The 23,689-nt window shown below is 57.6% G+C and carries 25 protein-coding genes; 12 read left to right on the top strand and 13 right to left on the bottom strand.

From position 1 onward, the window contains the following. The first annotated feature begins 18 nt into the window (after window positions 1–18). Both ASD36_RS11945 and ASD36_RS11940 read left to right on the top strand, forming a co-directional pair. Entirely contained in the window at window positions 19–1,560 is a 1,542-nt protein-coding gene (locus tag ASD36_RS11945; protein ID WP_060510570.1) for a putative N-acetylmannosamine-6-phosphate 2-epimerase, read from the top strand. Between the two features lie 54 nt (window positions 1,561–1,614). Then, window positions 1,615–2,781: an N-acetylneuraminate epimerase gene (locus ASD36_RS11940; RefSeq protein WP_060510568.1), complete on the top strand. Its 1,167-nt coding sequence runs from the start codon at window positions 1,615–1,617 to the stop codon at window positions 2,779–2,781. 183 nt (window positions 2,782–2,964) lie between these two features. Here ASD36_RS11940 and ASD36_RS11935 read toward each other — a convergent pair whose 3' ends face one another. The 4 genes from ASD36_RS11935 to ASD36_RS31680 all read right to left on the bottom strand — a co-directional run bounded on the left by ASD36_RS11935 (window position 2,965) and on the right by ASD36_RS31680 (window position 6,740). Next, on the bottom strand, window positions 2,965–4,206 hold the full coding sequence (locus ASD36_RS11935; protein ID WP_060510566.1) for a saccharopine dehydrogenase family protein: 1,242 nt from the start codon (window positions 4,204–4,206) through the stop codon (window positions 2,965–2,967). A 37-nt stretch (window positions 4,207–4,243) separates the two neighbouring features. Then, window positions 4,244–5,341 (bottom strand): carboxynorspermidine decarboxylase, encoded by a 1,098-nt coding sequence (nspC, locus tag ASD36_RS11930; protein ID WP_060510565.1) that lies wholly within the window; start codon window positions 5,339–5,341, stop codon window positions 4,244–4,246. 90 nt (window positions 5,342–5,431) lie between these two features. After that, window positions 5,432–6,223: a hypothetical protein gene (locus tag ASD36_RS11925; RefSeq protein ID WP_156393838.1), complete on the bottom strand. Its 792-nt coding sequence runs from the start codon at window positions 6,221–6,223 to the stop codon at window positions 5,432–5,434. Between the two features lie 382 nt (window positions 6,224–6,605). Continuing rightward, window positions 6,606–6,740 (bottom strand): hypothetical protein, encoded by a 135-nt coding sequence (locus ASD36_RS31680; protein ID WP_277995996.1) that lies wholly within the window; start codon window positions 6,738–6,740, stop codon window positions 6,606–6,608. A gap of 173 nt (window positions 6,741–6,913) precedes the next feature. On the opposite strand from ASD36_RS31680, the gene ASD36_RS11920 reads away from it, so the two are divergent. Beyond that, window positions 6,914–7,600 carry an ankyrin repeat domain-containing protein gene (locus ASD36_RS11920; protein WP_060510562.1) on the top strand — a complete coding sequence of 229 codons (687 nt, stop codon included), beginning with the start codon at window positions 6,914–6,916 and terminating at the stop codon, window positions 7,598–7,600. Between the two features lie 255 nt (window positions 7,601–7,855). Here the strand turns inward: ASD36_RS11920 and ASD36_RS11915 are convergent, their stop codons facing one another. Further along, window positions 7,856–8,215 (bottom strand): hypothetical protein, encoded by a 360-nt coding sequence (locus tag ASD36_RS11915; protein WP_060510560.1) that lies wholly within the window; start codon window positions 8,213–8,215, stop codon window positions 7,856–7,858. A gap of 151 nt (window positions 8,216–8,366) precedes the next feature. Between ASD36_RS11915 and ASD36_RS30575 the strand changes: the two genes are divergently transcribed. Next, window positions 8,367–8,555: a hypothetical protein gene (locus ASD36_RS30575; RefSeq protein ID WP_156393837.1), complete on the top strand. Its 189-nt coding sequence runs from the start codon at window positions 8,367–8,369 to the stop codon at window positions 8,553–8,555. Window positions 8,556–8,834: 279 nt separating this feature from the next. On the opposite strand, the gene ASD36_RS11910 is transcribed toward ASD36_RS30575, so the two are convergent. The 5 genes from ASD36_RS11910 to ASD36_RS11890 all read right to left on the bottom strand — a co-directional run bounded on the left by ASD36_RS11910 (window position 8,835) and on the right by ASD36_RS11890 (window position 12,213). After that, on the bottom strand, window positions 8,835–9,278 hold the full coding sequence (locus tag ASD36_RS11910) for a helix-turn-helix transcriptional regulator (protein ID WP_082562757.1): 444 nt from the start codon (window positions 9,276–9,278) through the stop codon (window positions 8,835–8,837). A 292-nt stretch (window positions 9,279–9,570) separates the two neighbouring features. Next, entirely contained in the window at window positions 9,571–9,780 is a 210-nt protein-coding gene (locus ASD36_RS11905; protein WP_244489799.1) for a hypothetical protein, read from the bottom strand. Window positions 9,781–9,795: 15 nt separating this feature from the next. After that, window positions 9,796–10,422 (bottom strand): acyl-homoserine-lactone synthase, encoded by a 627-nt coding sequence (locus ASD36_RS11900; RefSeq protein ID WP_060510555.1) that lies wholly within the window; start codon window positions 10,420–10,422, stop codon window positions 9,796–9,798. A 75-nt stretch (window positions 10,423–10,497) separates the two neighbouring features. Next, window positions 10,498–11,226, bottom strand: coding sequence for a LuxR family transcriptional regulator (locus ASD36_RS11895; protein ID WP_060510716.1), 729 nt, complete (start codon window positions 11,224–11,226; stop codon window positions 10,498–10,500). A gap of 87 nt (window positions 11,227–11,313) precedes the next feature. Continuing rightward, window positions 11,314–12,213 carry a HEPN domain-containing protein gene (locus tag ASD36_RS11890; RefSeq protein WP_060510553.1) on the bottom strand — a complete coding sequence of 300 codons (900 nt, stop codon included), beginning with the start codon at window positions 12,211–12,213 and terminating at the stop codon, window positions 11,314–11,316. A 129-nt stretch (window positions 12,214–12,342) separates the two neighbouring features. Between ASD36_RS11890 and ASD36_RS11885 the strand changes: the two genes are divergently transcribed. After that, on the top strand, window positions 12,343–13,404 hold the full coding sequence (locus ASD36_RS11885) for a C45 family peptidase (RefSeq protein ID WP_244489798.1): 1,062 nt from the start codon (window positions 12,343–12,345) through the stop codon (window positions 13,402–13,404). Here ASD36_RS11885 and ASD36_RS11880 read toward each other — a convergent pair. Then, complete coding sequence (locus ASD36_RS11880; protein WP_060510551.1) at window positions 13,401–14,564, bottom strand: hypothetical protein; 1,164 nt, start codon at window positions 14,562–14,564, stop codon at window positions 13,401–13,403. The two genes, ASD36_RS11885 and ASD36_RS11880, sit on opposite strands and share 4 nt — an antisense overlap. 137 nt (window positions 14,565–14,701) lie before the next feature. Between ASD36_RS11880 and alr the strand changes: the two genes are divergently transcribed. The 3 genes from alr to ASD36_RS11865 are packed head-to-tail and all read left to right on the top strand — an operon-like array spanning window position 14,702 to window position 17,536. Next, the gene (alr, locus tag ASD36_RS11875) at window positions 14,702–15,799 is read left to right on the top strand and encodes an alanine racemase (protein WP_060510549.1); all 1,098 of its coding nucleotides are present in this window, start codon (window positions 14,702–14,704) and stop codon (window positions 15,797–15,799) included. Beyond that, the gene (locus tag ASD36_RS11870; RefSeq protein WP_060510547.1) at window positions 15,796–16,665 is read left to right on the top strand and encodes a DMT family transporter; all 870 of its coding nucleotides are present in this window, start codon (window positions 15,796–15,798) and stop codon (window positions 16,663–16,665) included. The genes alr and ASD36_RS11870 overlap by 4 nt, the downstream gene beginning before the upstream one ends. Before the next feature lie 4 nt (window positions 16,666–16,669). Then, on the top strand, window positions 16,670–17,536 hold the full coding sequence (locus tag ASD36_RS11865; protein WP_060510545.1) for a TIGR01459 family HAD-type hydrolase: 867 nt from the start codon (window positions 16,670–16,672) through the stop codon (window positions 17,534–17,536). Between the two features lie 11 nt (window positions 17,537–17,547). Here ASD36_RS11865 and ASD36_RS11860 read toward each other — a convergent pair whose 3' ends face one another. Together ASD36_RS11860 and ASD36_RS11855 are read right to left on the bottom strand one after the other, a co-directional pair. Next, window positions 17,548–18,378 carry an IclR family transcriptional regulator gene (locus tag ASD36_RS11860; protein ID WP_060510544.1) on the bottom strand — a complete coding sequence of 277 codons (831 nt, stop codon included), beginning with the start codon at window positions 18,376–18,378 and terminating at the stop codon, window positions 17,548–17,550. A 61-nt stretch (window positions 18,379–18,439) separates the two neighbouring features. Next, a complete protein-coding gene (locus tag ASD36_RS11855; protein ID WP_060510542.1) occupies window positions 18,440–19,810 on the bottom strand; it encodes an MmgE/PrpD family protein in 1,371 nt (456 codons plus the stop codon). Window positions 19,811–19,921: 111 nt separating this feature from the next. Between ASD36_RS11855 and ASD36_RS11850 the strand changes: the two genes are divergently transcribed. The 4 genes from ASD36_RS11850 to ASD36_RS11835 are packed head-to-tail and all read left to right on the top strand — an operon-like array spanning window position 19,922 to window position 23,655. Beyond that, window positions 19,922–20,227: a (2Fe-2S)-binding protein gene (locus ASD36_RS11850; protein WP_060510540.1), complete on the top strand. Its 306-nt coding sequence runs from the start codon at window positions 19,922–19,924 to the stop codon at window positions 20,225–20,227. Further along, window positions 20,224–21,600: an FAD/NAD(P)-binding oxidoreductase gene (locus ASD36_RS11845; protein WP_060510538.1), complete on the top strand. Its 1,377-nt coding sequence runs from the start codon at window positions 20,224–20,226 to the stop codon at window positions 21,598–21,600. The genes ASD36_RS11850 and ASD36_RS11845 overlap by 4 nt, the downstream gene beginning before the upstream one ends. After that, window positions 21,597–22,727 (top strand): FAD-dependent oxidoreductase, encoded by a 1,131-nt coding sequence (locus ASD36_RS11840; protein WP_060510535.1) that lies wholly within the window; start codon window positions 21,597–21,599, stop codon window positions 22,725–22,727. The genes ASD36_RS11845 and ASD36_RS11840 overlap by 4 nt, the downstream gene beginning before the upstream one ends. Before the next feature lie 46 nt (window positions 22,728–22,773). Next, complete coding sequence (locus ASD36_RS11835; RefSeq protein WP_060510533.1) at window positions 22,774–23,655, top strand: ABC transporter substrate-binding protein; 882 nt, start codon at window positions 22,774–22,776, stop codon at window positions 23,653–23,655. Window positions 23,656–23,689 lie beyond the last annotated feature (34 nt).

The raw sequence follows: 23,689 nt of genomic DNA, 5'->3' as shown, positions 1-23,689 counted from the left end.
GAATAGGGGAGGTCCGTTGTGAGCGGCGAACGAAATATTCTCGAAGGCTTGCGGGGCAAGCTCATCGTCTCCTGCCAGCCGGTTCCCGATGGCCCGTTTGACAATGTTGCAACGGTCGTTGCCTATGCGCGCGCTGCCGAAGCCGCAGGGGCGGCCGGGCTGCGCATCGAAGGGAGCGCCAACGTCGCCGCAGTCGTGCAGGCAAGTGCGTTACCCGTTATCGGTCTCGTCAAGCGCGACCTTAAAGACAGTTCGGTGCGCATCACGCCATTACTGAGTGATGTCATCGATCTTTGCGAGGCGGGCGCCGCTATCGTTGCGGTCGATGCCACTGACAGGCCACGTCCGGTGCCAGTCGGCGAGTTGCTCGGCGAGATAAAGCGGCGCGGCCGGGTGGCGATGGCCGATATTTCTACGCAAGCGGAAGCCCGCAGCGCACTCGCAGCTGGGGCCGACATCGTCGGAACCACCATGTCGGGCTATGCCAGTGATGCTCCGACGCCGAAGGAGCCGGACCTCGACCTCGTGCGGCTCTGCGCCGTGTTGGGCGCGCCGGTGTTTGCGGAAGGGCGCTACAACAGCCCCGAGATGGCCGGTGCAGCAATCCGGGCAGGTGCTGGCGCTGTGGTCGTCGGTTCGGCGATCACGCGCCCGGAGCACATTACGGATTGGTTCCGGCAGGCTGTCGCGACGGCGGCCCGGCCGATCCCGGCCGTGCTCGCCTTTGACATCGGCGGAACCAAGACCATCGCCGCACTGGTGCAGGGAAGAATCGTCATCGAGCGCCGTGTCATACCGACACCGGCGGATGTGGGCAGCGAAAGCTGGCTGGCGGCTATGGCCGGCCTCGCCAGTGGCTGGGGCGGCCGTTACGATCGCGCCGCCGCAGCGGTGACCGGCCGCATCGACGGCGGCGTCTGGTCGGCGCTCAACCCCGGGACGCTGGCCATCCCACACGGATTTACCCTGGCCAGCGCGCTCGGCGCTTCGCTCGGTATGCGGGTTGTGGCGGTCAATGACGCACAGGCGGCTGCCTGGGGCGAATATCGGTTCGGCGCAGGACAGGGCCGCGACATGGCGTTCCTGACAATCTCCAGCGGTATCGGCGGAGGTCTCGTTCTGGGTGGCCGGCTGCATCGCGGCGCACGAGGTATCGCGGGCAGCCTCGGACAAATTCCAGTCAGCGGGGCGGAGGGCTCTATCCGCCTGGAAACGCTGGCATCCGGGTTCGGGATCGCGCAGGCCGCGCGCGGTATCGGCCATGACGGCGATGCTCGCGCGGTTTTTACAGCCGCTCACGCCGGTGAAAGCTGGGCCCGGGACGTTTTGCATGCGGCGGCGGCGCGGCTCGCTGTCGCGATTGCCGGTCTGCAGGCCGTCGCGGACCCCGAACGCATCGTGATCGGTGGCGGCGTCGGCCTGGCTGGCGGGTTCATCGAAATGCTGCGCGAGGCCCTCGCTGTCCATCCGCAGGCTGTCGTCCCTGACCTTGTCATCGCCGAACTCGGGTCCGATGCCGGCATTGTCGGTGTGGCTGACATGGCTGTCACATCGTGGTGACGGGCGGTTGCTGTGCTTTCCCAAACTTTGAAATCAATGGAGAGGAGACTATGAATGCCTGGATCGACCTTCGGAAAGCGACTGACGACGAGCGTCGCAGCGATAACGCTATCGGCCGGTGTGGCCATGGCCGCTGAAACCTGGCCGGATCTGCCTGTCGGCGTCAAGAACGGCGTTGCCGCGCGTGTTGGCGATACCGCCTATGTCGGGCTCGGCTCGGCCGGAGCCGATTTCTATGCGCTCGATCTGGCCGATCCGACTAAGGGATGGGTGAAGCGCGCCGCCTTTGCCGGACCGGCGGTGAATGGCGCGGCGGTGGCCGTCTCCGGCAAGAAAATCTTTGCCTTCAGCGGCAATGGCAAAGCCGACGCTTCGGCCAAATCACCGATCATATTCGACACGGTCTATGCCTACGATACCGAGTCCGACACTTGGTCGAAGCTGGATACGCAGACGCCTGTCGGCCTTTCGGGTGCGAAGGCCGTGCCGCTTAGCGACGGGCGCATTGCGATCGTCGGGGGCTACAACAAGGATCTGTTCGACAAATATCTGGCCGACGTGGGCGCAATTGATAAGGACAAGGACCCAGAGGGTTTCAAGAAACTCGTCGATTCCTACATGGGCATGCACCCGAAGGATTATCGCTGGAACGACGAGGTGCTGGTCTACGACACGGCCGGTAATAGCTGGGGCACGTTGGGCAACAATCCGTTCCTGCCCAACTGCGATCCCGCAGTCGTCGTCGAAGGCGACGGCCGCTTCATGGTCGTGAGCGGTGAAATCAAGCCCGGGCTGCGCACCCCCGAGGTCAAGCTGCTGCAGGTCAAGGAGAAAGAAGCCTCCTGGCAGAAACTCGCCGATCTACCGGCCATTTCCGCGTCGGAGCTTCAGGAGGGGGTGGCAGGTGCCTATGCCGCAGTTGCCGGCGATGACGTCCTTGTGGCCGGCGGCGCCAACTTCAGAGGCGCACAAGCCAATGCTGCAGCGGGGAAGTGGTTTGCCCATGAGGGCCTGAAAAAAAGCTGGCGCGACGAGGTGTACGCCTTCAGTGGCAACGACTGGAAGCAGGTGGGCAAGCTGCCGCACGGCTTGGCCTATGGCGCTTCGTTTGCCTTGCCCGGCGGCGTTCTTCTCGTGGGTGGGGAAGACAGCGAAGGCAAGCCCCGCAATGAGGTCTTCCTGCTCAGATGGGATGGCAAGAACCTGTCGGTCGAGAACTGAGCCAGTTCGGGCGCAGCGGACACTTGACTTTCCCTTGCAAGCCGCAAGAACGGTCTGACCTGGCTCGGCAGGCGTTCACCACTGCAACCTGCAAGTCACGGCGCGACGCACGGGATGATCACCGGTTGGACCGGTGATCATCCCGTCATTCTCTTTAAGGCAATCGAGCGCCTTTCACCGCCTTTAAAGCGGCGCTAAAGCGCGATCACCGCTCTCGTCGCGTATGCGTGTCGGAAGCCCCATGCCGTGCAGGAGTTCAAGCAGCGGCCGAGGGCGCAGTTCCTCGACGTTTGCCATCCTTCTGACATCCCACTCTCCGGTGGCGACCAGCATTGCGGCAGCGACCGGCGGGATGCCCGCTGTGTAGGAAATGCCCTGCGAGCCAACTTCCTCGAAAGCTTGCCTGTGGTCCGCGACGTTGTAGATGAATATCTCGCGCTCCGCCCCATTCTTCATGCCCTTGACGAGATCGCCGATGCAGGTCTTGCCGGCATAATCCGGGGCGAGGGACGTCGGGTCGGGCAGTACGGCCTTGACGACCTTGAGCGGCACGACCTCAAGTCCCTCGGCGGTCTTCACCGGTTGTTCCGAGAGAAGTCCAAGGCTGTTCAGCACGGTAAACACGTTGATGTAGTGATCGCCGAAACCCATCCAGAACCGTACATCCGCACCATCCATGTTCTTGGACAGCGAGTGGACTTCGTCATGACCGGTCAAGTAGGCCTTCTGCTTGCCCACGACAGGCAGTTCGAATTCCTGACCGACCTCGAACATCTTGTTCGTCTGCCAGGCCCCTTTCTGCCAGGAGTAGACCGTTCCTGTGAATTCGCGGAAGTTGATCTCGGGGTCGAAGTTGGTGGCGAAATATCGGCCATGGCTGCCGGCATTGATGTCAATGATATCGATATCGGTGATCGTGTCGAAATACTCGTCCTTTGCGAGCCTCGCATAGGCGTTGACGACGCCGGGATCAAAGCCGATGCCGAGAATGGCTGTAATGCCCTTCTCCTCGCATTCTGCCGCCCGCTTCCATTCATAATTTCCGTACCATGGCGGCATCTCGCAGATCTTGCTGGGGTCTTCGTGGATCGCCGTGTCGAGATAGGCCGCGCCCGTGTCGATGCAGGCGCGCAGCACCGACATGTTGACGAAGGCTGAGCCGACATTGATGACGATCTTGGATCCGGTGCTGATGATGAGAGCCTTCGTTGCTTCCACATCCATTGCGTCGAGCGCATGCGCTTCGAGTTTCACGCCCGTCTTCAGGCTCTTTTTCTCATGGATGGATTCGACGATCTTACGGCATTTCTCCACCGTGCGGGATGCAATGTGAATGTCTCCCAATACATCGCTGTTCTGTGCGCACTTGTGTGCCGCAACCTGAGCCACGCCTCCGGCGCCGATGATGAGAACGTTCTTTTTCATTTCCGGGGATATCTCCTTGGTAGTGTGTTGAATGGCCTCAGGAGAGGCTTTGCTTGTAGTCCGCGTAAGTGAATTCGCGGACCGTCCTGACGTTTCCGTCGAGGTCCTTGATGGCGATCGCCGGCATTTTGACGCCGTTGAACCAGTTTTTCTTGACCATGGTGTAGCCGGCGGCATCCTGGAAGGAGATGCGGTCACCAACCTTCAATTCGGCCGGAAAGCGGAATTCGCCAAAAATATCACCGGCAAGGCACGACTTGCCGCAGATCATGTAGCTGTGCGGGCCTTCATTCGGCGAGACCTTGGCGCTCTCGCGATAGATCAGCAGATCGAGCATATGCGCCTCGATCGAGCTGTCGACGATTGCGAGATGCTTGCCATTGTAAAGCGTATCGAGCACGGTCACCTCGAGCGTCGTGCTGCCGGTGATCGAGGCTTCGCCGGGCTCCAGATAGACCTGCACGCCGTGGCGGTCCGAAAATGCCTTCAGGCGGGCGCAGAAGGCGTCGATCGGGTAATCGTCTCCAGTAAAATGGATGCCGCCGCCAAGGCTCACCCAATCGACGCGGCCTAGCAGCGAGCCGAATTTGTCTTCGATCTGCGCCAGCAAACTGTCGAACAGCGCGAAATCCTTGTTTTCGCAATTGTTGTGGATCATGAACCCGCTGATCTTGTCCATGACCGCCTCGACCTTGCCGGTATCCCATTCGCCCAGCCGGCTGAACGGCCGGGCTGGATCTGCAAGATCGAAGCTGGACGAACTGACCTGCGGATTGAGACGCAGGCCGCGGGGTATGCCGGCCGCCTTTGCGGCATAGCGATCAAGCTGGGAGATCGAGTTGAAGATGATCTTGTCGGCATGCGCGATGACGTCGTCTATCTCATTGTCGTCATAGGCGACACTGTAGGCATGTGTCTCTCCACCGAACTGCTCGTGACCGAGGCGGGTCTCGAACAGGGACGACGACGTCGTTCCGTCCATGTAGGGGGACATGACGTCGAAGACCGACCACGTCGCAAAGCACTTTAACGCCAACAGTGCCTTGGCGCCGGATTGTTCTCTTACATAGGCAATCTTCTCCAGATTGTGGATGAGCTTTGAGGCGTCGATCAGATAGTATGGTGTTTTAATCATGGGCATTCCGGCGTTGAGGTGAAAAGGGAAGGGGGACGAAAACACGGGGCCGAGTTGTGATGCCCTGGTTTCGAAACATGCGGAGGAAAATCACCAGGGCCGCGGCGCATTCGCAATGCGTACCCTGAGTCCAAGCGCTCGCCGTTTCATGATGCGTGCAGCCAGGGATATATTGACAGATATCTTGGTCCTGTAATTCATCTCCAGTGTCGAGGCCGCGGAAGAGGGCCTTTCGAAAACAGAGCTCGGTAAGCGAGCATCTTTGCCGTTATCGTGCGCTTGTGGCAGAAAAGTCCGGTCGGCAACCCGTCCAAGCCAGACGCGATAGTGACATACAGATCGATTTAGTCCCGCCAATTGCTGCAGGAGTTCTTGACGGGCAACACAGTCATGCGGGTCGCTGGCAACGCGTCGTGAACGCGCGTGGAGATTTGCCGCAGTCAACACCGGCTCGACTTCAGGCCTGCGCCACAAAAGAAACCGGTCATCGACAAGGTCCAGATACTCATCCGTCACCTGCATGGGCAGCATCTCGTCGGCTACGGGATCGAAAAGCCGGAAGGGATCAGGTCTCTCATGATAATGCGAAGCAACCGCAGGACCTTGATTGTGCTCGAAATCGGTGATCGCCGCGACGGAGGCACCGATTTGCGGGCAGCTGGACACGACCTGGGCAGCGACTTCGCTCGATAGTTTCGCCTGTCTCCAAAGCGCATGAGCGATCGCAAGATTTGCTCTCATTGCGGCGGAAAGGGTAAGGCAACGGGTGCTGCCCTCGTGTTCCTGGCGGGCGAACTGGTTGAAAGGCGGATATGCCAGGAGCTCGCTCAGCGCGTCAACGTCTTCCCCCAAAGCTTCGGAAATTTGCGATTGGCTGAGCACGCCAGCGTGCCAGCTAGCACCTTCGTGAGAGCATCCCATGTGAACCTGCAATTTCGGGCTTCTTAGCCTTCAATCGGCTGTGATGTCAGAAGGACATTCCAATCAGCCGCACTCATGTGGTCAACATGCCGGAGCATGCGATACGAAAAAGCGATACCCGAACGAGGCTACCCCGTCCGGGCTAAATTCCCGCTTTGAGACGTAGAGGCTCCCGTCTCGGATGATGGTTGAGTGGCATCATGACCCTATCGTAGATGCCGAAGCCAGGAAGTCAAGTTTCGTTTCATGGCAGCCAGCGCCAGGAATTTTGGCGTCAAAGGCCCTGATTTTCGATCGATATCTTGGACGACAAACGTTCTCGTGAACAGAAAGTCACCCAAATTCAATTTGATATAACGCCGAGCGCAGCCATCGCTTCGGCACCTCGTACAAATCCGCCGATGTTAGCGCCAAGCACATAATCGCCAGCGGCACCATATTCCGTGGCAATTTTTTGCGCGCCGATCACGTATGTCACGCATCATTGTCGCCAGGCTCCAGCGGTGAAACTGTCCCTGGCAGCGACAGCCACGAAGGCTCGTAGAAAGTCAAGATTGAGAAATTTCACAAATCGACTGGGCGCCAGTGCAACATTTACTTTCCGAATGCGATATCCTGCTTGCGTGTGCGGAAGAAGCAGAGAGCCAGCCGATGCGTCGAACGATATTCAGCTTAAGTGTTTTTGCGGTGATTGCAGGAGCAACAATTGTGATCGAACCAACATTGCCCGGCCACCACACCGCAGCAGCCGAAACTTCTATTCTTCAGACCGCAGCAGCTGGCGATCTGGCCGCCATCTACGCGGCCATCAAGGCAGGAGCGGACCTGGAGGCACGCGGCACGAATGGTGAAACGGCACTTCTCGCGGCAACCCGTGCCAACAGGATCGATGTTGCCCGCGCGCTGATCGATGCGGGGGCGGACGTGAACGCTAAAGATGCGATCAAGGACAGCCCCTATCTCTATGCAGGCGCGCGCGGCCATCTCGAAATCCTCAAGATGACGCTCGCCCATGGGGCGGACCTGAAGAGCACCAATCGGTATGGTGGAACAGCACTCATTCCCGCCTCCGAACGCGGGCACGTCGAAACGGTGCGCACGCTGATCGAGGCAGGCATCAACGTCGATCACGTCAACAATCTTGGTTGGACCGCACTCCTCGAGGCAATCATACTTGGCGATGGTGGCCAGCGGCATGTCGATATCGTGAAGCTTCTCATCGATGCCGGTGCTGACATCAATCTGGGAGACAATAACGGCGCCACGCCGCTTCAGCATGCCCGCAGCCGCGGTTATGCATCTATGGTGGCCATGCTGGAAAGGGCCGGTGCGACATAGCAGGAGAAGCACATTTCTCGATCAGGCCATAAGTTTCGCAGTCGATAATGTTGCACAAAGCGCCCAGCCGTTCCGGCGCGGTGATCGTGGAGAACGGCAAAGCCATCGCCACATGCGTCAATTGTATGCAGGTTGATTGCGATCCGACCGCGCATGCCGAATAGACGGCCGCTCCGAGCTTCCTGCCCGAAGCGCGCGACATCCTATGACGTCCAGTAATATAGCGACCGCTGGGTCGAGCTGCCTGAGCTGGGGCTAAGGCATCTCATGTTGTCTCGCTTGTCGTTCTGTCCGCATTTGCGAATGGAGCGAAAATTCCGCCTCCTCTGCGGACGTCCATTCGATTACGTCAGTAGCGGTGTCAGCAATAAGAAGAGCGCCCTCCAGGAGTGTCCGAATCCCGTAGAAAATCACGACGGTCTTTGCGGAAATTCGAAAGAATAGACCGGCGTTCATTTGCGTGATGACGGCGTACCCGTCTTCAAAGCTCAGTAAACGTTCAGATCCTTTGACGTCGATGAATAGCAAGACGTCCCGGATCCGTGAGCAGATTTTCTCCATGACATAGTGTGGGTTGGCAGTCGCGACGTAAGCCTCGGCGACAAATATGTTCATTTGAATTCCCTCCTGGGCTTGGGTCACGATTTGTCCGCCACGGTCTTGATGTGGCACAGCCAAAGTGGCTAATGCCCACGAAAAGGGCGCGGCGATTTGGCAAGAAATAGCGGTGTTTTTTATGCGGGGTATTTCCGGGCAGGAGCGCCCGATGATCGGCCACGACCGTGCGGGCTTTAGAAAACTGCTGGAGCCCCATACCGACGCTGGAGGTGCGTGTCTCGATCGGGCGTGTCAGGCAGAACCGATCCGCAAGACCTTTTCACAGCCAAATGAAAAACCTGCGGTGCCCCCTTTTGCAAGCCGCGTGTTTGGAATGGATAGTCGTGATATTGGCTGATGAATACAACGAGCCTTTCATGACCCGAAAGGCGATTGCTGATTTAGTGAAGTGACTATCCAGAAGTGAGCGCACGGGCCGAGAGCGAAGAAGGGTGGGGTTGCCTGATTGCCTGCCACTTGTTTCGACGGCGAATGAATGCGGAAGCCGATCTTCACCTCTTCGGCGATGCCTCTCGCGATTTTTAGACCGAAATGGAAAAGTGCGGAGAATTGATGTCGTTTCAGCCGCATCAGCGTGCAGCTGAAATTCGTCGGCGAGACAAGCACAACCGAGTGCTCAGTCATCACCAAACGTGTTGAGAAGCGAGATGAATTTTGGCCGCATCTTTTTGGGTACGGTCATGAAGGCATCGACAAGACGTTGCCCCTCCTCTGTAGCAACAAATTCCTCGCGGATGATCGCCTTGCTGTCTAGTTCGCTACTGTCCACAGCGAAGGCTGTCGATAAGCCGTCGAAAAAATACGCGATCGAGACCCCGAGCACTTGCGCCATTTCATAAAGCATAGACGAACTGACGCGGTTGGCGCCGCGCTCATATTTCTGAACCTGCTGGAAAGAAACGCCAACGGCCGCGCCAAGTGCGGTTTGCGATATTCTGAGTTGTTGGCGCCGCTTTCTTATTCTCCTGCCCACCTCTTTGTCGACCAAATGGTGACGGCCGCTTGTGCTGTGGTTGTTAGTATCAACGTCTTGGCCGCTGACCAAAATAGCCTGTTGCATTTCAATAGAGCTCCCGCTGGCCAGTTGCCTGGCGATCAGAAGCCGGGGAGTTCGAAAAGCCGTTGGTTACAGCCCCCATGGACTTTAGCGCGAAAGCCTCTTGCATTCTCCACGGGCTCCCCGACCAATGAGGGTCGCGAAGAAGTCGCTCACAGAATAGAAAAAACCAAATGGGGTTTCGACGCCCCAAGGCGATTACGTCGCCTGAGTTGTACTCTATCAATTCGTTTCACAATTGCAAAGAACTTTAAGACCTCGATCTTAACATCTGCACGAGACGGCGGATGGGGCGTTATATCTCGTCCTGCTTATGCTTCTCTCCGGTTGCCAGCACCACCATTCTTAGAAGATATCGTACGAAACGCAGGTCCCCATCCGGCGGGTAACGATCACAAATTTCTTCAACGACCCTGAGCAATTTCGTCGCTTCGACGTTGACGGTTGTCAGGACGAACCGGCGGGCACCGGCCGCTTCCATCAGCGATTTGCTGCGACGGGCCACAACACTGCCCTCCAGTTAAGCTGCTTTTGGGCAAAGGTTCAGGAAAGAGTTTCCAACATTTCCCCAGGAGACAAGTGAACCGTTTATGCCGTACGCTTTGCGTTGTAAGCACAGCAGTTTGAAGCAGACCTCTGCAGAAGCGATCTGAACAGGCCCGCTGTGATCTGCAGCTAACGTTGCTAATATTTCAACAGGATATCCTCTGCGCCTCATCATTTGGATGAGCGAGGGGTGCGTTAGAAAAAGGATCCTCTTGGCGCCGAGGTGCAGCAAGCACTCGAGTACGCCTGTCATCAATATATCGGACGCGGCAACACCAGCAACGCAAGGTGCGTCCAGCGCTGTCGCGCAGCGGGTCCACTCGAATATCTCGGGTCCGCTGGGGAGATTGACCTTGGCGCCCGAGACTTCAGCGGAGAGGTAAGAGATCGTCGTCGGCAGTAGGCGCGAATATCCGATGATCTCGTCGTGAAGCAGGAGGGCGACATGGAGAGCGTGATCGTGATCGAATCGATCTCGTTCACGGCAATCTGGGCGCCTCAGGTTGGCCCATCCAAGTTGCTCGACAAAGCGCACATATCGGAAGGACCATACGCGTTCCATAAATTCGCGATCTTCATGTTCGTACAAAATCCGCAACATGGCTTTGACTCCGGATGCACGCATGCACAATGCAACCTGCGATAATCAAAATCTATTCGTAAATTGTCGTAATGTTTAGCGCTGCAGCCCGCGTCGGAAGGCTTCGGCAATCAATTGAGCGCGGTTTGCGGCCGATAACTTTCGTTGGAGATTGGAGATGTGCGCTTGCACAGTGCGTTGCGATCGCCCGGTGATCACTCCGATTTCCTTGTCTGTCTTTCCCGCCACGCACCAGGACAGACATTCGCTTTCGCTTCTTGTGATATGGGTAAGGGAGGAGCGAGCCAATTTCGGTGATCCGAGCTCGGTCAGCCGGTTATGGGCACTCGACGCAACGATCTGAAAAAGCCTGACCTCGTTCGGGGTCATTTGTTCCCGCTTCCCAGCAACCGCAAAAAGCCCGGTAAGTCCCGCTTGCGAGTGGAGGGGAACCGTAACGCCGTCGGCCATGCCAAAGTCGCCAGCTTCCTCCATAATGCGCCAAGCCTTCGATTTGAGCGGCTGTCTGTCGATGAGTTTGGACCACACTGCCGGCTGATCGGACTGCCGGACAAAAGTTGCGACGGGATCGGAATGAAAATAGTTCAATTCAAGATAGCGCTCCCGCCAGCCAGGGGGCCAGTGTTCCCAGATAAAATACGTATCGAGCTTCTCATGTGCGAGAGGAACAAAGGTCATAGCAAAATGATCGTAGCCAAGTTGCTCGCTTACGTTTCTGACCGCTCCCGCCATATCCGCTTTGTTTTCGGCTACGTCGCACGCCGCGAGAAATTCAAATAGAATGTCCGTCAGAAGGCGTTCCAAAAACAATATCCTCTTCCAAAAAGCCTTGAAAAGGGCGCCGTGCTTCGGCGCGTTGCCCAGCCTCGATTATGCTGCTGAGCGCGCGGTTCACTCCTGTAGTTTTTCGCGACAAACAGCCGAAACAATTTCTTCCAGCGCTTTCACCCGTTGAACGACCCACGCAAGCTCCTCATCGGTGATCGTATATTGCGGCGAGTATCTTGCTTCCACATAGGCGCGATCAATGCGCGAAAAACTCCGGCGCGCGGATCTCTTGTCGCGCGGCCAGACATCAATTAGGCGAGGCTCGACCCGCTCCGCATGCGAACGGAGCACCGAAAGGCGATGCGACTTCGGGCTGTACAACGTCGAAACCAGAAGAACGCAGTGGTAAAGGCGCTCGACGGTTTGATGGAGAAAGAACGCCGCTTCATTGATAGTGCGATCGGCAATTGCGATCTGCGCATGCTTAAAAAAATTACGCGCACTGGGGAGCCATTGCTCAAAGTGGCGTTTCGCCTCGTTCCTGGTTTCCTCGGCCGACAATTGTCTTGGGGAGGCAAGCGGGTGACCTGGCGCGTCGTACAAGGCAATTCCATCACGAGCGATGTCGACGAAAAATGGGCGTCCCCTCGCCAACTGGTCGTTGAGATCGTGAAGGGAATGAACGATGAAATTCACCGGTGTTTCCAGATGCCTTGTAATTGTCAGCTCACGGACAAAACGGTCCGCGGCGTTTTCCCAGTACTCGCTGGTCTCCGTGGCAAAGTGGGCGCTAACGACCACGAGCAGATCATAATCGGACCGATATCCACTCTTGAGATCCTCGACCCAACCGCCCCGCGCGTAAGAGCCGAAGAGGATGATTTTCAGGATGTGCGCTTTCTTGTGCTCGTCCTTCAACTTCCCCTTTTGAGCCAAGTCGAATTCCTCAAAAAGAATACGGGCGACTTCAGCCAGTTCGTCTTGCTTTCGCGGTGGCAGGTGATCAAGCCCGTCAGTCTGCATTGCCGATATCCTGTCGTGTCGCGGCCGGTCGGCCACTAAATGTGAATCACCTGTATGCCACGCTGCCATGTACTCAACTTTCGCACAATCGAGGGGTGTAGTCACTAGATCGTCCCGAACATCCACAATATGGATGAAGGCAGAATTATCGGGATATTCCGTATGGGCGCGCAGACCTTGCCACTGATTATATTGACGGGGAATCCGAAGGAGCGAGGCTGTCAGCACGGTGCCCAGCTATCGCTGGCAATTCATGCAGCCCTGGCCCGGCTTAAGCGTTCCACCGACGCCGACGACTGGTCGAAGGCAACGTCCAAAGCGGCAAAGTCCTTTCAGCAGCTATCCGGCATCGCACCGTATCTAACCGAGGAACTTGAAGGAATTGCCCTCTCGACGGGCCTTGCGACCCTCGATATTTATCTCCTGTCGTGTTTCGAATATTTTGCCGACGGGCAGACCGGGTGCACATCGGCAGGCATAACAGGCCCACAAGGTGCGATCATTGCGCAGAACTGGGACGCTCCTGTCGATAGCCTCGAACACCTCGCTGTGCTGATCCACGAGGACGAAAACGAGCGGCTCGTGACGATTGCGTCTGCCGGCACGCTGGGATGGGTTGGCATGAACGGCCACGGTCTGGCCTTCGTCAACAACGACCTTCTCCTTGACCGAGCGGGGGCCGGTTTGCCCAGTCTCGCTATCCGGCGAATGATGCTCGCGCAATCCAGCACCGAGGATGCGGTGGCCGTTCTTCGCGGCCATCGTCATATGTCGGGTAGGCATTACCTCTTCGGCGATGCTTCTGGCATCCTTAGAACAGTCGAAATCTCGCCTGCAGCCGGCATCTGCGAAAATGATCCATGTAGCATTTCCCATACCAACCACCCTCTTTCCCAGCCTATCGCCATGTGGGAGGATATCGAGGCCGCGGCGCGGTTTTACCCTTCCAGTCGCGAGCGTCTTCGAGCCGCTCGTCGGCACTCCTTGAGCAGTATTGATGATATCAAGGCCCTTCTGCGGGATACAACCGGTACCCCGGATTCCATATGTAAATCCTGGTCGCTGCGCGAGAAAACTCAAACGGCATTCTCCGTCATATTTAACTGCGCTGAACGGGAAGCCCTGATCGCCATCGGCCAGCCGGACAGAAAGCCCTTCCACCGTATCCGCCTCCAAAATGGTAATCACTAAGCGGCGTCGTTTTGGGGCATGCCGTTTGCGCGGGCATATTCCGCAAAACGCGCTGCGAGTTCTTCTGCCCGCGCCTCGCACTCTTCGGGCCGGTAGGCGTCACAGTCGTAATTGAGAACGTCCCGCAGGACACCTGCAGCCTTCTGCGTAAAACGCACCGTGCCATCCTCATCCACACTTTCAATTCCGTCAAATCTTTGGCATTGCCTATTGATATCAATCGCTTCGTCTAAAGTCAGTGTCGACGGAAGGTCGATCAGCAAACCCTTCGGCGATATTCGCACCGGGTATCCCCCGACAAGCCCCATCGGTCCTGGTCCATGCACGACCTGTCCCGTCCTGTCTGAGAGCGCAAGCAACATGGCTGTCGCTGAGGAGGCTGTGACCGACTGGCCGGCGAGCCCTTTGATCCGGCGGAAGCGTCCGGCAACCAGAGAAAACAATGTGTCATGGTCGATTTCAGATGGCTGAACCTCTCGTCCGTTAACATAGACGGTCAGGTGATAGGGTGCACCATCTGTACCGCCCGTGCTTGGCATACGATAACTCACGTAATGCTGCGCGAAGAAGCGGACCTCGATCGCTATAGGGTCTACCCCCAGCATATGCGCCGCCGCCAGGCGAATGCCCGGGACAGCGTTGGCGATATTACCGATGCCAACCGCAGGTGCCAGACCTTCGGCGGCAAGCGTTGCATTGACCACATCCGGATAGGACGCATTGACAACCGTTGCCTGACTGTTCGCAAGCCTTACGGCCGTCATCAGGCGACGAATGAGAACCTGATGCAACGGCGTCCATATTCCCCCACGCCCGTCATCGAGTTTTTTAAACGCCTCGGTTGGCAGTTTTGTGATCACCCACCAACTGTGGAGCGTCGTGGCATTGAATATGATGTCAGGTTTTAGTCGGTCAATCAGTTCCGCCGTCGCCTCAATGTTCATCAGGTCGGCCGGTAGGATGTCAACAGGCGCGGTATGCCCAAGGTTCATCGCCGTATATCGGGCAAGATTGACCCGATGCGCAGCCTTTTCCGGATTTCGCGCACCGACCGAAAGGGCGATGTTTGCGCCGCTTTGCAGTAGGAAGTCGAGAACGTCACCGCCCAAAACACCTTGCCCAATGATCAATATCTTACAGGGACTTGTATCGCGAGCCATCGCGGTTCCTCCATAATACTCGTATGGCGATTATGCAATCTGATGCACATCGGGAGATTGTATTATGTCTCGCCTCGATGTAAATTGCAACTAAGAATAAATTGCGTTGTCGTTCACCCCTAATGGTAGCAAATGAAATGACTGGTATCAGTAGTCCTCAGCTATTTGTCGATCTCGAAGCGATTCAGCGAAATTTCCTCGCAGCGAAGTTGATCGTGGGCTCCAATGTCGAGGTAAGTGCTGTTGTCAAAAGTGATGCTTATGGGCTGGGCATCGATCAGGTCGTTGGACCTCTCGCTGCCGTCGGCTGTCATAGCTTCTTCGTTGCAGATCTCGAGGAAGCAATCCGCGTGCGCAATCAGCTAGCGGCAGCAAAAATATACATTCTCAGCAGCCCCAAACCCTCCATGGCCAGGTTCTATCGAAAGAATGATTTCATACCGGTTTGCAACACGCTGGAAGACGCGGCGACCCTCGTTCCGCGTGGCTGCCTCTATGCGCTGAATGTTGAAACCGGATTTTCGCGCTCTGGCATTTCCTTTGGTGAGTTAAGAACCCTAATCCACTGCAAGTTGAACGCGCCGGCGCTGGTTATGAGTCACCTCGCTTGCGCCGACGACCCCGGGAATTCGATCAATTCGCTACAAAAGAACCGGTTTATGGCAATGTGCGAACTGACCGCGACGGCGCCGCGAAGCCTCGCTGCGTCAGCAGGCATCTCCCTTGGCTCGGCTTATCATTTTGATCTGGTGCGCATCGGTTCGGCCCTTTATGGCCTCAACAATGCCTCACTTGATCCCAGCCCCTTTGTCAATGTTGTTAGGCTCAGGGCGCAGGTTGCCGATATTCGCTTGGTTCGCACGGGAGAGTCCGTCGGATACATGGGTACCTTTCGCGCGTGCCGGCCGACGTGGCTGGGAATCCTCGCTATCGGGTACTCCCACGGCCTGGCTTGGTCGGCCTCGAACCAGCTCTTTGCAGACGTTGGGTCCCACCAGGTACCCGTCGTTGGCCGCATCGCGATGGAATATGCCGCGATCGACATGACCGACTTGCCGGCTTCGCTTCGCGTCGCGGGGAGATGGGTCGAGCTTTTGAACGAGAGGCTACCCACTGAGCTCATGGCTCGCTTGGCTGGCACAATTCCGCAGGAAACGTTGATACGGATAGGGACTTCAAACACACGCCAATATCTCAGCAGCTATCTTAAGAAACAGCCGCTGGCGCGCATATGAAGGGATGTCGCTCAGCCCGCATCCAAATCCTGACGTCAGCCTGCATGTTCAGCACGGCGGGCCTGTTCATGGGTCTGCTCCATTCCGACGTCTGGACGATCCTGTTTTGGCGCAGTCTTTTCGCGGCTGTTTTCACACTGCTTTTGATCAGCCTCCACCGCGACATCGGCGTGGCATTCCGGTTTGATCGAGCAGGCCTTCTGGCGATTTTCTTTTCTTCAGGTGCAACAATCCTCTTCATCCCGGCGCTTGATCTAACATCCGTTGCCAATGTTGCAGCTATCCACGGTGCGCTTCCCTTGTTGACTGTCGCCGCCGCCGCCCTGTTCATTCGCGAGCCGGTCGATCGCCTCACGTTTGCGCTTTGCTGCCTTCTCAGTTTCGGCACGGTCGTCATTTTTGCCGGTTCCGCCTCCTCCAGCACCGGAATGTTGGGTGATGGATTAGCGTTGTTGATGACAGCTTTCATGGCAATGATGACAGTGGCCTTCCGTCAATCGGCTATTCCTTCCGTCCTGGGTGTGGTGGCGCTCTCCAATATACTCGTCACGGCGGTTTCGGTGAGTTTCACCAATGCCCTGGCGGTCACCGTCGTGGAGGCGGCGATCCTCGCGAGTTTTGCCTTATTCCAGATGACGTTTGGACTGCTTTTTTATGCGCAGGGTTCACGGCTGCTCGCTCCAGCCGAAAGCGCAATGTTGTCACTCGTCGAAGTGCCGCTCGCAGGCCTTTGGGTGTGGCTTGCGTTTGACCAGCGGCCTGCATTCCAAACGATCGCCGGCGGCGGGGTTATCTTGATCGCCGTCCTCGTCCATCTCGCTTTTATGCTCGCTTCATCAGCGCGCCGGGAAAACCGAAAGGAGTAGATCGATGTCGAATCCATCTTCACAGGCTGCAACGAGCCTCATGGGCGTTGTCGGTTCATATCGCGGCGTTATTCTTGACCTTTTTGGCGTGCTGCACGACGGGGTGACCGCCTATCCTCGCGCTCTCGAGGTTCTCGCCCATCTGCGCGCGAGGGGCATTCGAACCTGCCTTCTCTCCAATTCTCCGAGGCGGTCGCACAGTGTTGCCGTTCGGCTGGCGTCCATGGGCATCGGTCGCAATCTCTACCATGGCCTGATCACATCCGGCGAAATGGTCTACGAAGCCTTCGCCGGTCCTAACCCACCTATGGAGGGATTAAATGGCCGCCGCTTCTTCCATGTAGGACCCGCAGAGCTCTCCTGCCTCCTCAAAGGCTTGGCCATTGAACAGGCTTTTACCCTGTCCGAGGCTGATTTTATTCTTGCGACAGGGAGCCCGCAGGACGGCGCCTTCAGTATAGATCCCAACCCTCTCGTAAGCGGTCAGACGTGCGAACTGCCTATGATCTGTGCCAATCCAGACCTCGAGGTCTACATAGGTGCTCAAAAAGTGCTTTGTGCCGGAACGGTGGCGCTACAATACGAGGCGCATGGCGGGCACGTAATTCGCTACGGGAAACCCTTCTCTTCGGCATATATCCAGGCAATGAAAGTTCTGGATGTGCCGGTTCAAGAGGTCCTTGCTGTTGGAGACAGTCTTGCCACGGATATTCTCGGTGCGAATCGGATGGGCATCGATTCAGCCCTGATAGTGACCGGGATGCACCAGGATTGTGTAGCAAACGGGGGTGCGGTGAGGTGGCAGCGGCTCGAACAGCTCTACCAAATTCACGGCGCAGAACCGACATTTGTCCTTTCATCGCTGGCATAGGGAGCCGCTCCTCACCGACGTGGCGGTACCATAGCCGCAGCCGCAGTACCAAGGCGCTGTTCTTCGAGAGGATTGAGCTGGGTCTCGATTTCGCCCACCTCCTTTTTCAGCAGCCTGAATAGCTCAGGAATTCGCTCCGCCGAAAGGCGCGCGCTCGTCAGGTTGATCGCGATCGCAGCAATTGCGTCGCGCGCCGGTGGGAGGATGGGAACGGCAATGGCCGAAATGCCTGCGACCAGATCGCCTTCGTCGAGTGCGTAGCCATCTGTCCTAATGCGCGCAAGGCTGTCCCTGATCCGGTTGGGGGAGAGGCCCCCAAACGACTTGTAAAGAGGTGCGTTTGTCGCCAAAATGACATCGACTTCTGAGTTTGGAAGAAAGGCCAGAATTGCTTGGCTTGCCGGTCCGACGCCCATTGGAATTTGTCCGCCAATATGGCCTGTGAGACTGTCAATTATATACGTTCCTTGCTGGCGATCCACACAAACGGTGTTGAACCCAGCGCGCGCCATCAGAAACACGGAATCGCCCGTCATTGCCGCAAGCCGCAGCAATGCCGGCCTGGAAATCTGACGTAGACCCGTCCCATCGGCGGCTGCCGCTCCCATGGCAAAGAGCGCCAGCCCGAGCCTGTACCGCTTGGTTTCCCGCTCGCGGTCGACGAACCCATGCCGCTCGAGCGAGCTGACGATCCGATGCACGGTCGGTTGCTTCAAATCCATGGCTTCCCCAATGGCAGCCATTGTAGCGCCAGCCTGGCCAACCTCGCCAAGCAACCTTAGGATCGCGACTGCCCTATCGAGTAGCTGAGTTCCGGTTGGCGCAGTCTCGTCCTTGTCCATGCTTGTCCCCGTTTCATGCCTCAGGGGGATTCCTTATACGACCGGATGGTATTGTAAACGGTCATGGCACGCACCTCAGTGCTCTGAACAGCTCTGTTGATGTCTGTTCAATGCCAAGACCAGACGCAGCTCGTTGCAATGCCTGAACCTGGGGCGGGTTCAGCGAGAGCTCAGCGGTCAGCGTTAGAAACTTCTGTTGCAACTCGTCAGATGTCAACGGGTTCTGCGGCTCCCCCTTTGGTGCCAGCACTTCGATGGTTTTGCGTCGCCCTCCCGCGGAAATTGTGACCTTGGAGGGTGTGGACTTGGGAAATGCGTCAAGGTAATCGCGTGCACGCACCATTTTCACCCGGCGGGCAAGAGAAACGACGGAAGCGTCGCCCAGTGATTCCGGCTTGAGTGGAAGTAGTGCCGTGGGGCCCTTGACGAGGGCAAGCGCAAGGCAGAACGGGACGCTATACTGGGCTGCTTCACTCGACTGCGGATCAAACTGGTTTGGGAGCGTCAACGCGCGATCAAAGGTCTCCACCAGAATCTCATCGATGTCGTCAGGAGCCATGCACATATCTGCTGCCAACGCCAGACTGCCGTCGATTGCGGCGTGAGCCCAACGGCAGCAGCTGTAGATTTTAAAGTAGGCATCCTCAATCACCCATTTCCGCCCGAAACCTCCAAGCAACCGTTCCCGGTTGTAAACGCTTGGATTATCCAACAAATCCAGCGGGCCATAGTGACCTGAAGCAGCAAGAGATACTGATTGCAACCCATTGGCAGTCGCCCAGGGAATTCCCTCTTTGACCGAGTGTCCAAGGCGGGTCCAACCCGTCCCTGCCTGAGATGTCGCCGTTTGTCCGGCGATCGCCATCGCATGCGCCATCGCTGGCGCGCCAAGTCCGGCAAGCCATGCCGTCGCGGCTGCCACGCCGTACCCGCACCAAAGCCCGCTATCCGTCGTCCGAAGCCGGCTAAAATCTCTTGCCGAGGAGATACGAACCGCAACCTCATAGCCCAGCACAAGGGCGGTCAGAATTCGATCCGTGCTTGAGCCCAACTGCTCTGCGGCTGCGATGACAGCCGGCACAATGGCGGCCGCGGGGTGCCCTGACGCGGCCCGGTGTCCGTCGTCCAGGTCAAGAGCTGCAGCAAACGTTGAGTTCGCAAATGCCGCACCAGCCGGCGTCGTGACAGATTGAGAAAACCAGATCGCCGACCCGCCCCGTCCCCAGATCTCCACGGCCGCGCGTCTTGATGCCAATCCGCCGACGGTCTCCGCGCCGGCCGCGGCAACGCCTATTGTGTCAAGAAGGGTTCTTCTCGCCGCCGCATGCGCGCTTTCGGGAGCCAAGGCCATGCTGTGGCAAAAAGCGGCGAGCTCTGACAATACGAACGGTGCCTTCGTCTCTCCTTGCATACTCTTTGGGGTTGTATTCATGTTTCGAGCATCCCTCGTTAGAATCTTGCTATTTGGATTTAAAGTCTAATTGACATCCATAATATGGACCAATAGCCTGTCAATACGAAACTGGAAAGCGAGGACGAAAACATGATCGCTTGGCGAAGTTTGGCACCAAACAGGCTGCCCGCAGGCAATGGCGCTTCAGCGCAGTTCACCGTTGACGGCTACGCAGTGTCAGCGCGGACGGGCGAAACCGTTCTGACCGCGCTTCGAATGATGCGCAGCGGTGTTCACAACTTTGAGTTAAACGCCGCGCCGCGCGAAGGCTTCTGTCTGATGGGTGCCTGTCAGGATTGTTGGCTGTGGCGCAGTAACGGCGAGCGTCTTCGTGCATGCACAGCGCTCGTCGAGCCGGGCATGCAGCTCTCGACCATACCGGGAACGGCTCGATGAGCGCGCAAGATCCGATCGTTGTGATAGGTGCCGGGCCAGCTGGCATGAATGCGGCAAAGGTGTTGGTCGCAGCCGGTGTGAAACCAGTCGTTATCGACGAGGCGCGTGAAGCGGGCGGACAGATATTCCGCCGTCCTCAATTCGAACTCTCACGGGATGACAAAGCCCTCTACGGATTTGACGCGCGCCGGGCACGGCAGTTTCGGAGTGATTTCGCAGCCCTCCAGCCTGCTATCGATTACCGGCCTGAAACAGTGGTGTGGAGCGCCGAACAAAGTAAGCTCTATCTCCTCAGGCACGGTCAGCCGGATGTCCAGCGATGGTCTCGCCTGATTATCGCCACGGGCGCCATGGACCGGATTGTTCCGACCAAAGGTTGGACCGCCCCTGGCGTATTCAGCCTTGGTGGTGCGCAAATCGCCTTGAAGGCCGAGGCGTCGCTCATCGGCCGGCGCGTTGTGTTTGTCGGCACTGGGCCGCTGCTCTACCTGGTTGCCTATCAATACGCCAAAGCTGGCGCAAAGGTTGGTGCCGTTCTGGAAACAGGCCGCCCCTTTGCCGACCTATCCTTGCTACCAGATCTGATGGCAGGCCGTTCGGTCTTTGCCAGGGGCCTGTATTATCTCGGCTGGCTGCGAATGCATGGTGTAGCTGTCCGTACGGACGTGGCACCTCTCGCAGTAACGCTCGACGACTCCGGCAACGTCAAGGGTCTCTCCTATCTGTTCAAGGATAAGACGTTCGAGGCATCCTGCGATGCTCTCGCAATCGGCTACGGACTCAAAGCGGAGACGCAAACCGCCGATCTCCTTGGATTGGATTTTCATTTTGACGCTCAGCAAAGGCAATGGCTGCCGACAACCGATGCGGATGGCCGGTCCTCAAGGGCGAACGTCTATCTCGCCGGTGACGGGCTTGCCATTCGCGGAAGCGAAATTGCAGCTGAAAGCGGCAGGCTCGCGGCATCGGCGCTGCTTAAGGACGCCGGCCATCGCTGCAAGACCGACAGTGTCCGTCATCGTCGTGCAATCGACATGTCAGCGCGATTCCGAAAGGCGCTCGACACTCTCTTTCCTTACCCGTCCCAAATCGCTGCGGGGATCGCGGACGAGACCATCGTGTGCCGGTGTGAGGGCTTGACGGCAGGCACCGTTCGGCAAGCCGTCCATGCTTCCGGAGAAGGCGATATCAATCGGATCAAAGCGTTCTGTAGGGTTGGGATGGGGCGATGCCAGGGAAGGCTTTGTGGTCCGGCTACGGCGGAACTGATTGCGGCATCAGCCGGGATTGATATCGCCGCAGTCGGACGACTGCGCGGACAGGCACCGATTAAACCGGTCGCCCTTGGCACTTTGACGAACGGGCCGACATGACCAAGATATTTGACATAGCTGTTATCGGTGGAGGTCTTGCCGGATGCTCGACCGCACTGCACGCCAGGATAAAAGGCGCATCGGTCGTCCTCTTGGAGCGCGGCCGCTGCGGAACACAGGCAAGCGGCGTCAATTACGGTGGTGTCCGCCAACAGGGGCGTCACTCTGCAGAGCTTCCCCTGGCTCGACGCAGCCGTTCGATTTGGAGCAACCTGGAAACCCTTATCGGTTCGGACTGTGAATTCACCGTCACCGGGCATGTGAAACTTGCACGCAACGATGCCGACATGGCTGAACTCGCGGTGCATCGGACTGTCCTTCGCGACCACGGTATTCATGCCGAACTCCTGGGGGCCTCAGATATCCGCCGGCGGTTCCCTTATATCGGACCAGGTTATGCCGGCGCCTCCCTGTGTGCTGAGGACGGACACGCAAATCCGCGTCTGGTTGCCCCCGGTTTTGCTCGGGCGGCACGTGCCCTTGGCGCAGACATCAGGGAGCAATCTCAGGTCGAAGCCATCCACGTATTGGGCGATATTTTTTCAGTCACGCTCGCCAACGATCCGGCCCCTGTCAAGGCCCGCCAGTTGGTCAACACAGCCGGGGCGTGGGGCGCATCGATCGCCGCGCTTTTCGGTGACTGTGTCAATGAGGCGGTCATGGCACCAAATATGTGCGTCACAGAACCCATAGCACCGCTGATCGGTCCCAATCTCGGTGTCTGTGGAGGTGGCATCTATATCCGCCAAACCGCACACGGAAGCGTGATATTTGGCAGCGGACTGGGCACCGCCGATCGCGACGCGCTGTCGGCGCGGCCGATCGCGGACGTAACGCGTGATGCCGCCGCAGCGGCGATCGCCATGGTGCCACAACTGGCAAATGTTCTTCTGCTGCGAAGCTGGACGGGTATCGAAGGCCGGATGGACGACGGGTTGCCGGTCGTTGGTCCCAGCCCAAACACGGCCGGGCTTTTTCATGCATTTGGCTTTTCCGGGCACGGGTTTCAGCTTGGCCCAGCCGTTGGTGCTGTCCTTGCAGAGCTGTGCATCGATGGCCACTCACCCACTTCTCTACACGGCCTTTCCATCACCCGCTTCAATAGGGCTGCGAACACGCACGTCTGAGGTCGGGTGGCAACTGTAACTGTCATCAAAAAAGAAAGGGAACAACATGCGATATCTCATTTCTGGCGTTCTTGGCTGCGCATTGGCGGCCACCACCATGTTTCAGGCCGGTAAGGCCAGTGCCACGGATCCGGGCTATAGACTCGTAGAGCCTGGGGTGCTCTCGGTTGCGATCACTGGTGATATGCCTGGCCTTGTGGCGCGCGATGGCAAGCTGTCTGGCTATGACGGGGACATCCTGCAACTTGCCGCTGAACGCCTCGGTCTCGCCATCAAACCCGTACCGATGGAATGGTCAGGTGCGATAGCAGCGGTGCAAACGGGCCGCGTCGACATCATTGGCGGCAATGTGGCCTGGACGAAAGCGCGCGCTGAAACATTGTTGCTCACCGATCCCACGGGTTACTTCCAGAACGGCATCACATCGAAGAAAACGGCCGGCTGGCACACCCTAAAAGACCTGGAAGACCGAAAGGTCGGCTCAATGACCGGTTTCTCGTTCCTCCCCGAATTGCGGAAAATAAAGGGTTTGGAACTGTCACTTTATGACAGCTCGGATGCAGCTCTGCGTGATCTTCTGGCAGGTCGCATCGAGGCTCTCGTCGGCGATCCGCCCGTCATCGACTACGCCCTTTCAAAGAACCAGGATTGGGGCTTGGTCAATCTGCCGTTTTCCGACAACGATCCAGACTTTCCTCTGCTGACGGGTTTAGGACGTCAATATGTCTTCGGTCTGTCAAAAGACAATATCACGCTCGCCAAAGCGCTGAGCGCCGAAGTTGGCAAATTATGGACCTCCTGTGAAGTCAAGGTTGTCGGCAAGCGTTATGGGAACCTCGCTGAGGCAAACTACACGCCGTCGAAAGAGAGCTTCAGAGTGGGCGTTGACCGCCCCGCCGAGTGGGTCCCACCCAGTTGTGGACAATAGTCCTCGCGCGGCCGGGCTACCGGCCGCATCTCTC

Source organism: Rhizobium sp. Root1334 (assembly GCF_001426665.1).
Classification (GTDB): Bacteria; Pseudomonadota; Alphaproteobacteria; order Rhizobiales; family Rhizobiaceae; genus Pararhizobium.
Note: the sequence above shows the minus strand (reverse complement) of the source record. Positions and strands in the feature narration are given on the sequence as shown.

Coding starts and splice junctions, on each gene's coding strand:
- ASD36_RS11835 (WP_060510533.1), top strand. CDS start 22,774: ATGCGATATCTCATTTCTGGCGTTCTTGGCTGCGCATTGGCGGCCACC.
- nspC (WP_060510565.1), bottom strand. CDS start 5,341: ATGATTAAAACACCATACTATCTGATCGACGCCTCAAAGCTCATCCAC.
- ASD36_RS11845 (WP_060510538.1), top strand. CDS start 20,224: ATGAGCGCGCAAGATCCGATCGTTGTGATAGGTGCCGGGCCAGCTGGC.
- ASD36_RS11880 (WP_060510551.1), bottom strand. CDS start 14,564: ATGGCTCGCGATACAAGTCCCTGTAAGATATTGATCATTGGGCAAGGT.
- ASD36_RS11910 (WP_082562757.1), bottom strand. CDS start 9,278: ATGCAACAGGCTATTTTGGTCAGCGGCCAAGACGTTGATACTAACAAC.
- alr (WP_060510549.1), top strand. CDS start 14,702: ATGACTGGTATCAGTAGTCCTCAGCTATTTGTCGATCTCGAAGCGATT.
- ASD36_RS11935 (WP_060510566.1), bottom strand. CDS start 4,206: ATGAAAAAGAACGTTCTCATCATCGGCGCCGGAGGCGTGGCTCAGGTT.
- ASD36_RS11865 (WP_060510545.1), top strand. CDS start 16,670: ATGTCGAATCCATCTTCACAGGCTGCAACGAGCCTCATGGGCGTTGTC.
- ASD36_RS11840 (WP_060510535.1), top strand. CDS start 21,597: ATGACCAAGATATTTGACATAGCTGTTATCGGTGGAGGTCTTGCCGGA.
- ASD36_RS11870 (WP_060510547.1), top strand. CDS start 15,796: ATGAAGGGATGTCGCTCAGCCCGCATCCAAATCCTGACGTCAGCCTGC.
- ASD36_RS11850 (WP_060510540.1), top strand. CDS start 19,922: ATGATCGCTTGGCGAAGTTTGGCACCAAACAGGCTGCCCGCAGGCAAT.
- ASD36_RS11855 (WP_060510542.1), bottom strand. CDS start 19,810: ATGAATACAACCCCAAAGAGTATGCAAGGAGAGACGAAGGCACCGTTC.
- ASD36_RS11920 (WP_060510562.1), top strand. CDS start 6,914: ATGCGTCGAACGATATTCAGCTTAAGTGTTTTTGCGGTGATTGCAGGA.
- ASD36_RS11890 (WP_060510553.1), bottom strand. CDS start 12,213: ATGCAGACTGACGGGCTTGATCACCTGCCACCGCGAAAGCAAGACGAA.
- ASD36_RS11860 (WP_060510544.1), bottom strand. CDS start 18,378: ATGGACAAGGACGAGACTGCGCCAACCGGAACTCAGCTACTCGATAGG.
- ASD36_RS11940 (WP_060510568.1), top strand. CDS start 1,615: ATGCCTGGATCGACCTTCGGAAAGCGACTGACGACGAGCGTCGCAGCG.
- ASD36_RS11900 (WP_060510555.1), bottom strand. CDS start 10,422: ATGTTGCGGATTTTGTACGAACATGAAGATCGCGAATTTATGGAACGC.
- ASD36_RS30575 (WP_156393837.1), top strand. CDS start 8,367: ATGATCGGCCACGACCGTGCGGGCTTTAGAAAACTGCTGGAGCCCCAT.
- ASD36_RS11885 (WP_244489798.1), top strand. CDS start 12,343: ATGGATGAAGGCAGAATTATCGGGATATTCCGTATGGGCGCGCAGACC.
- ASD36_RS11915 (WP_060510560.1), bottom strand. CDS start 8,215: ATGAACATATTTGTCGCCGAGGCTTACGTCGCGACTGCCAACCCACAC.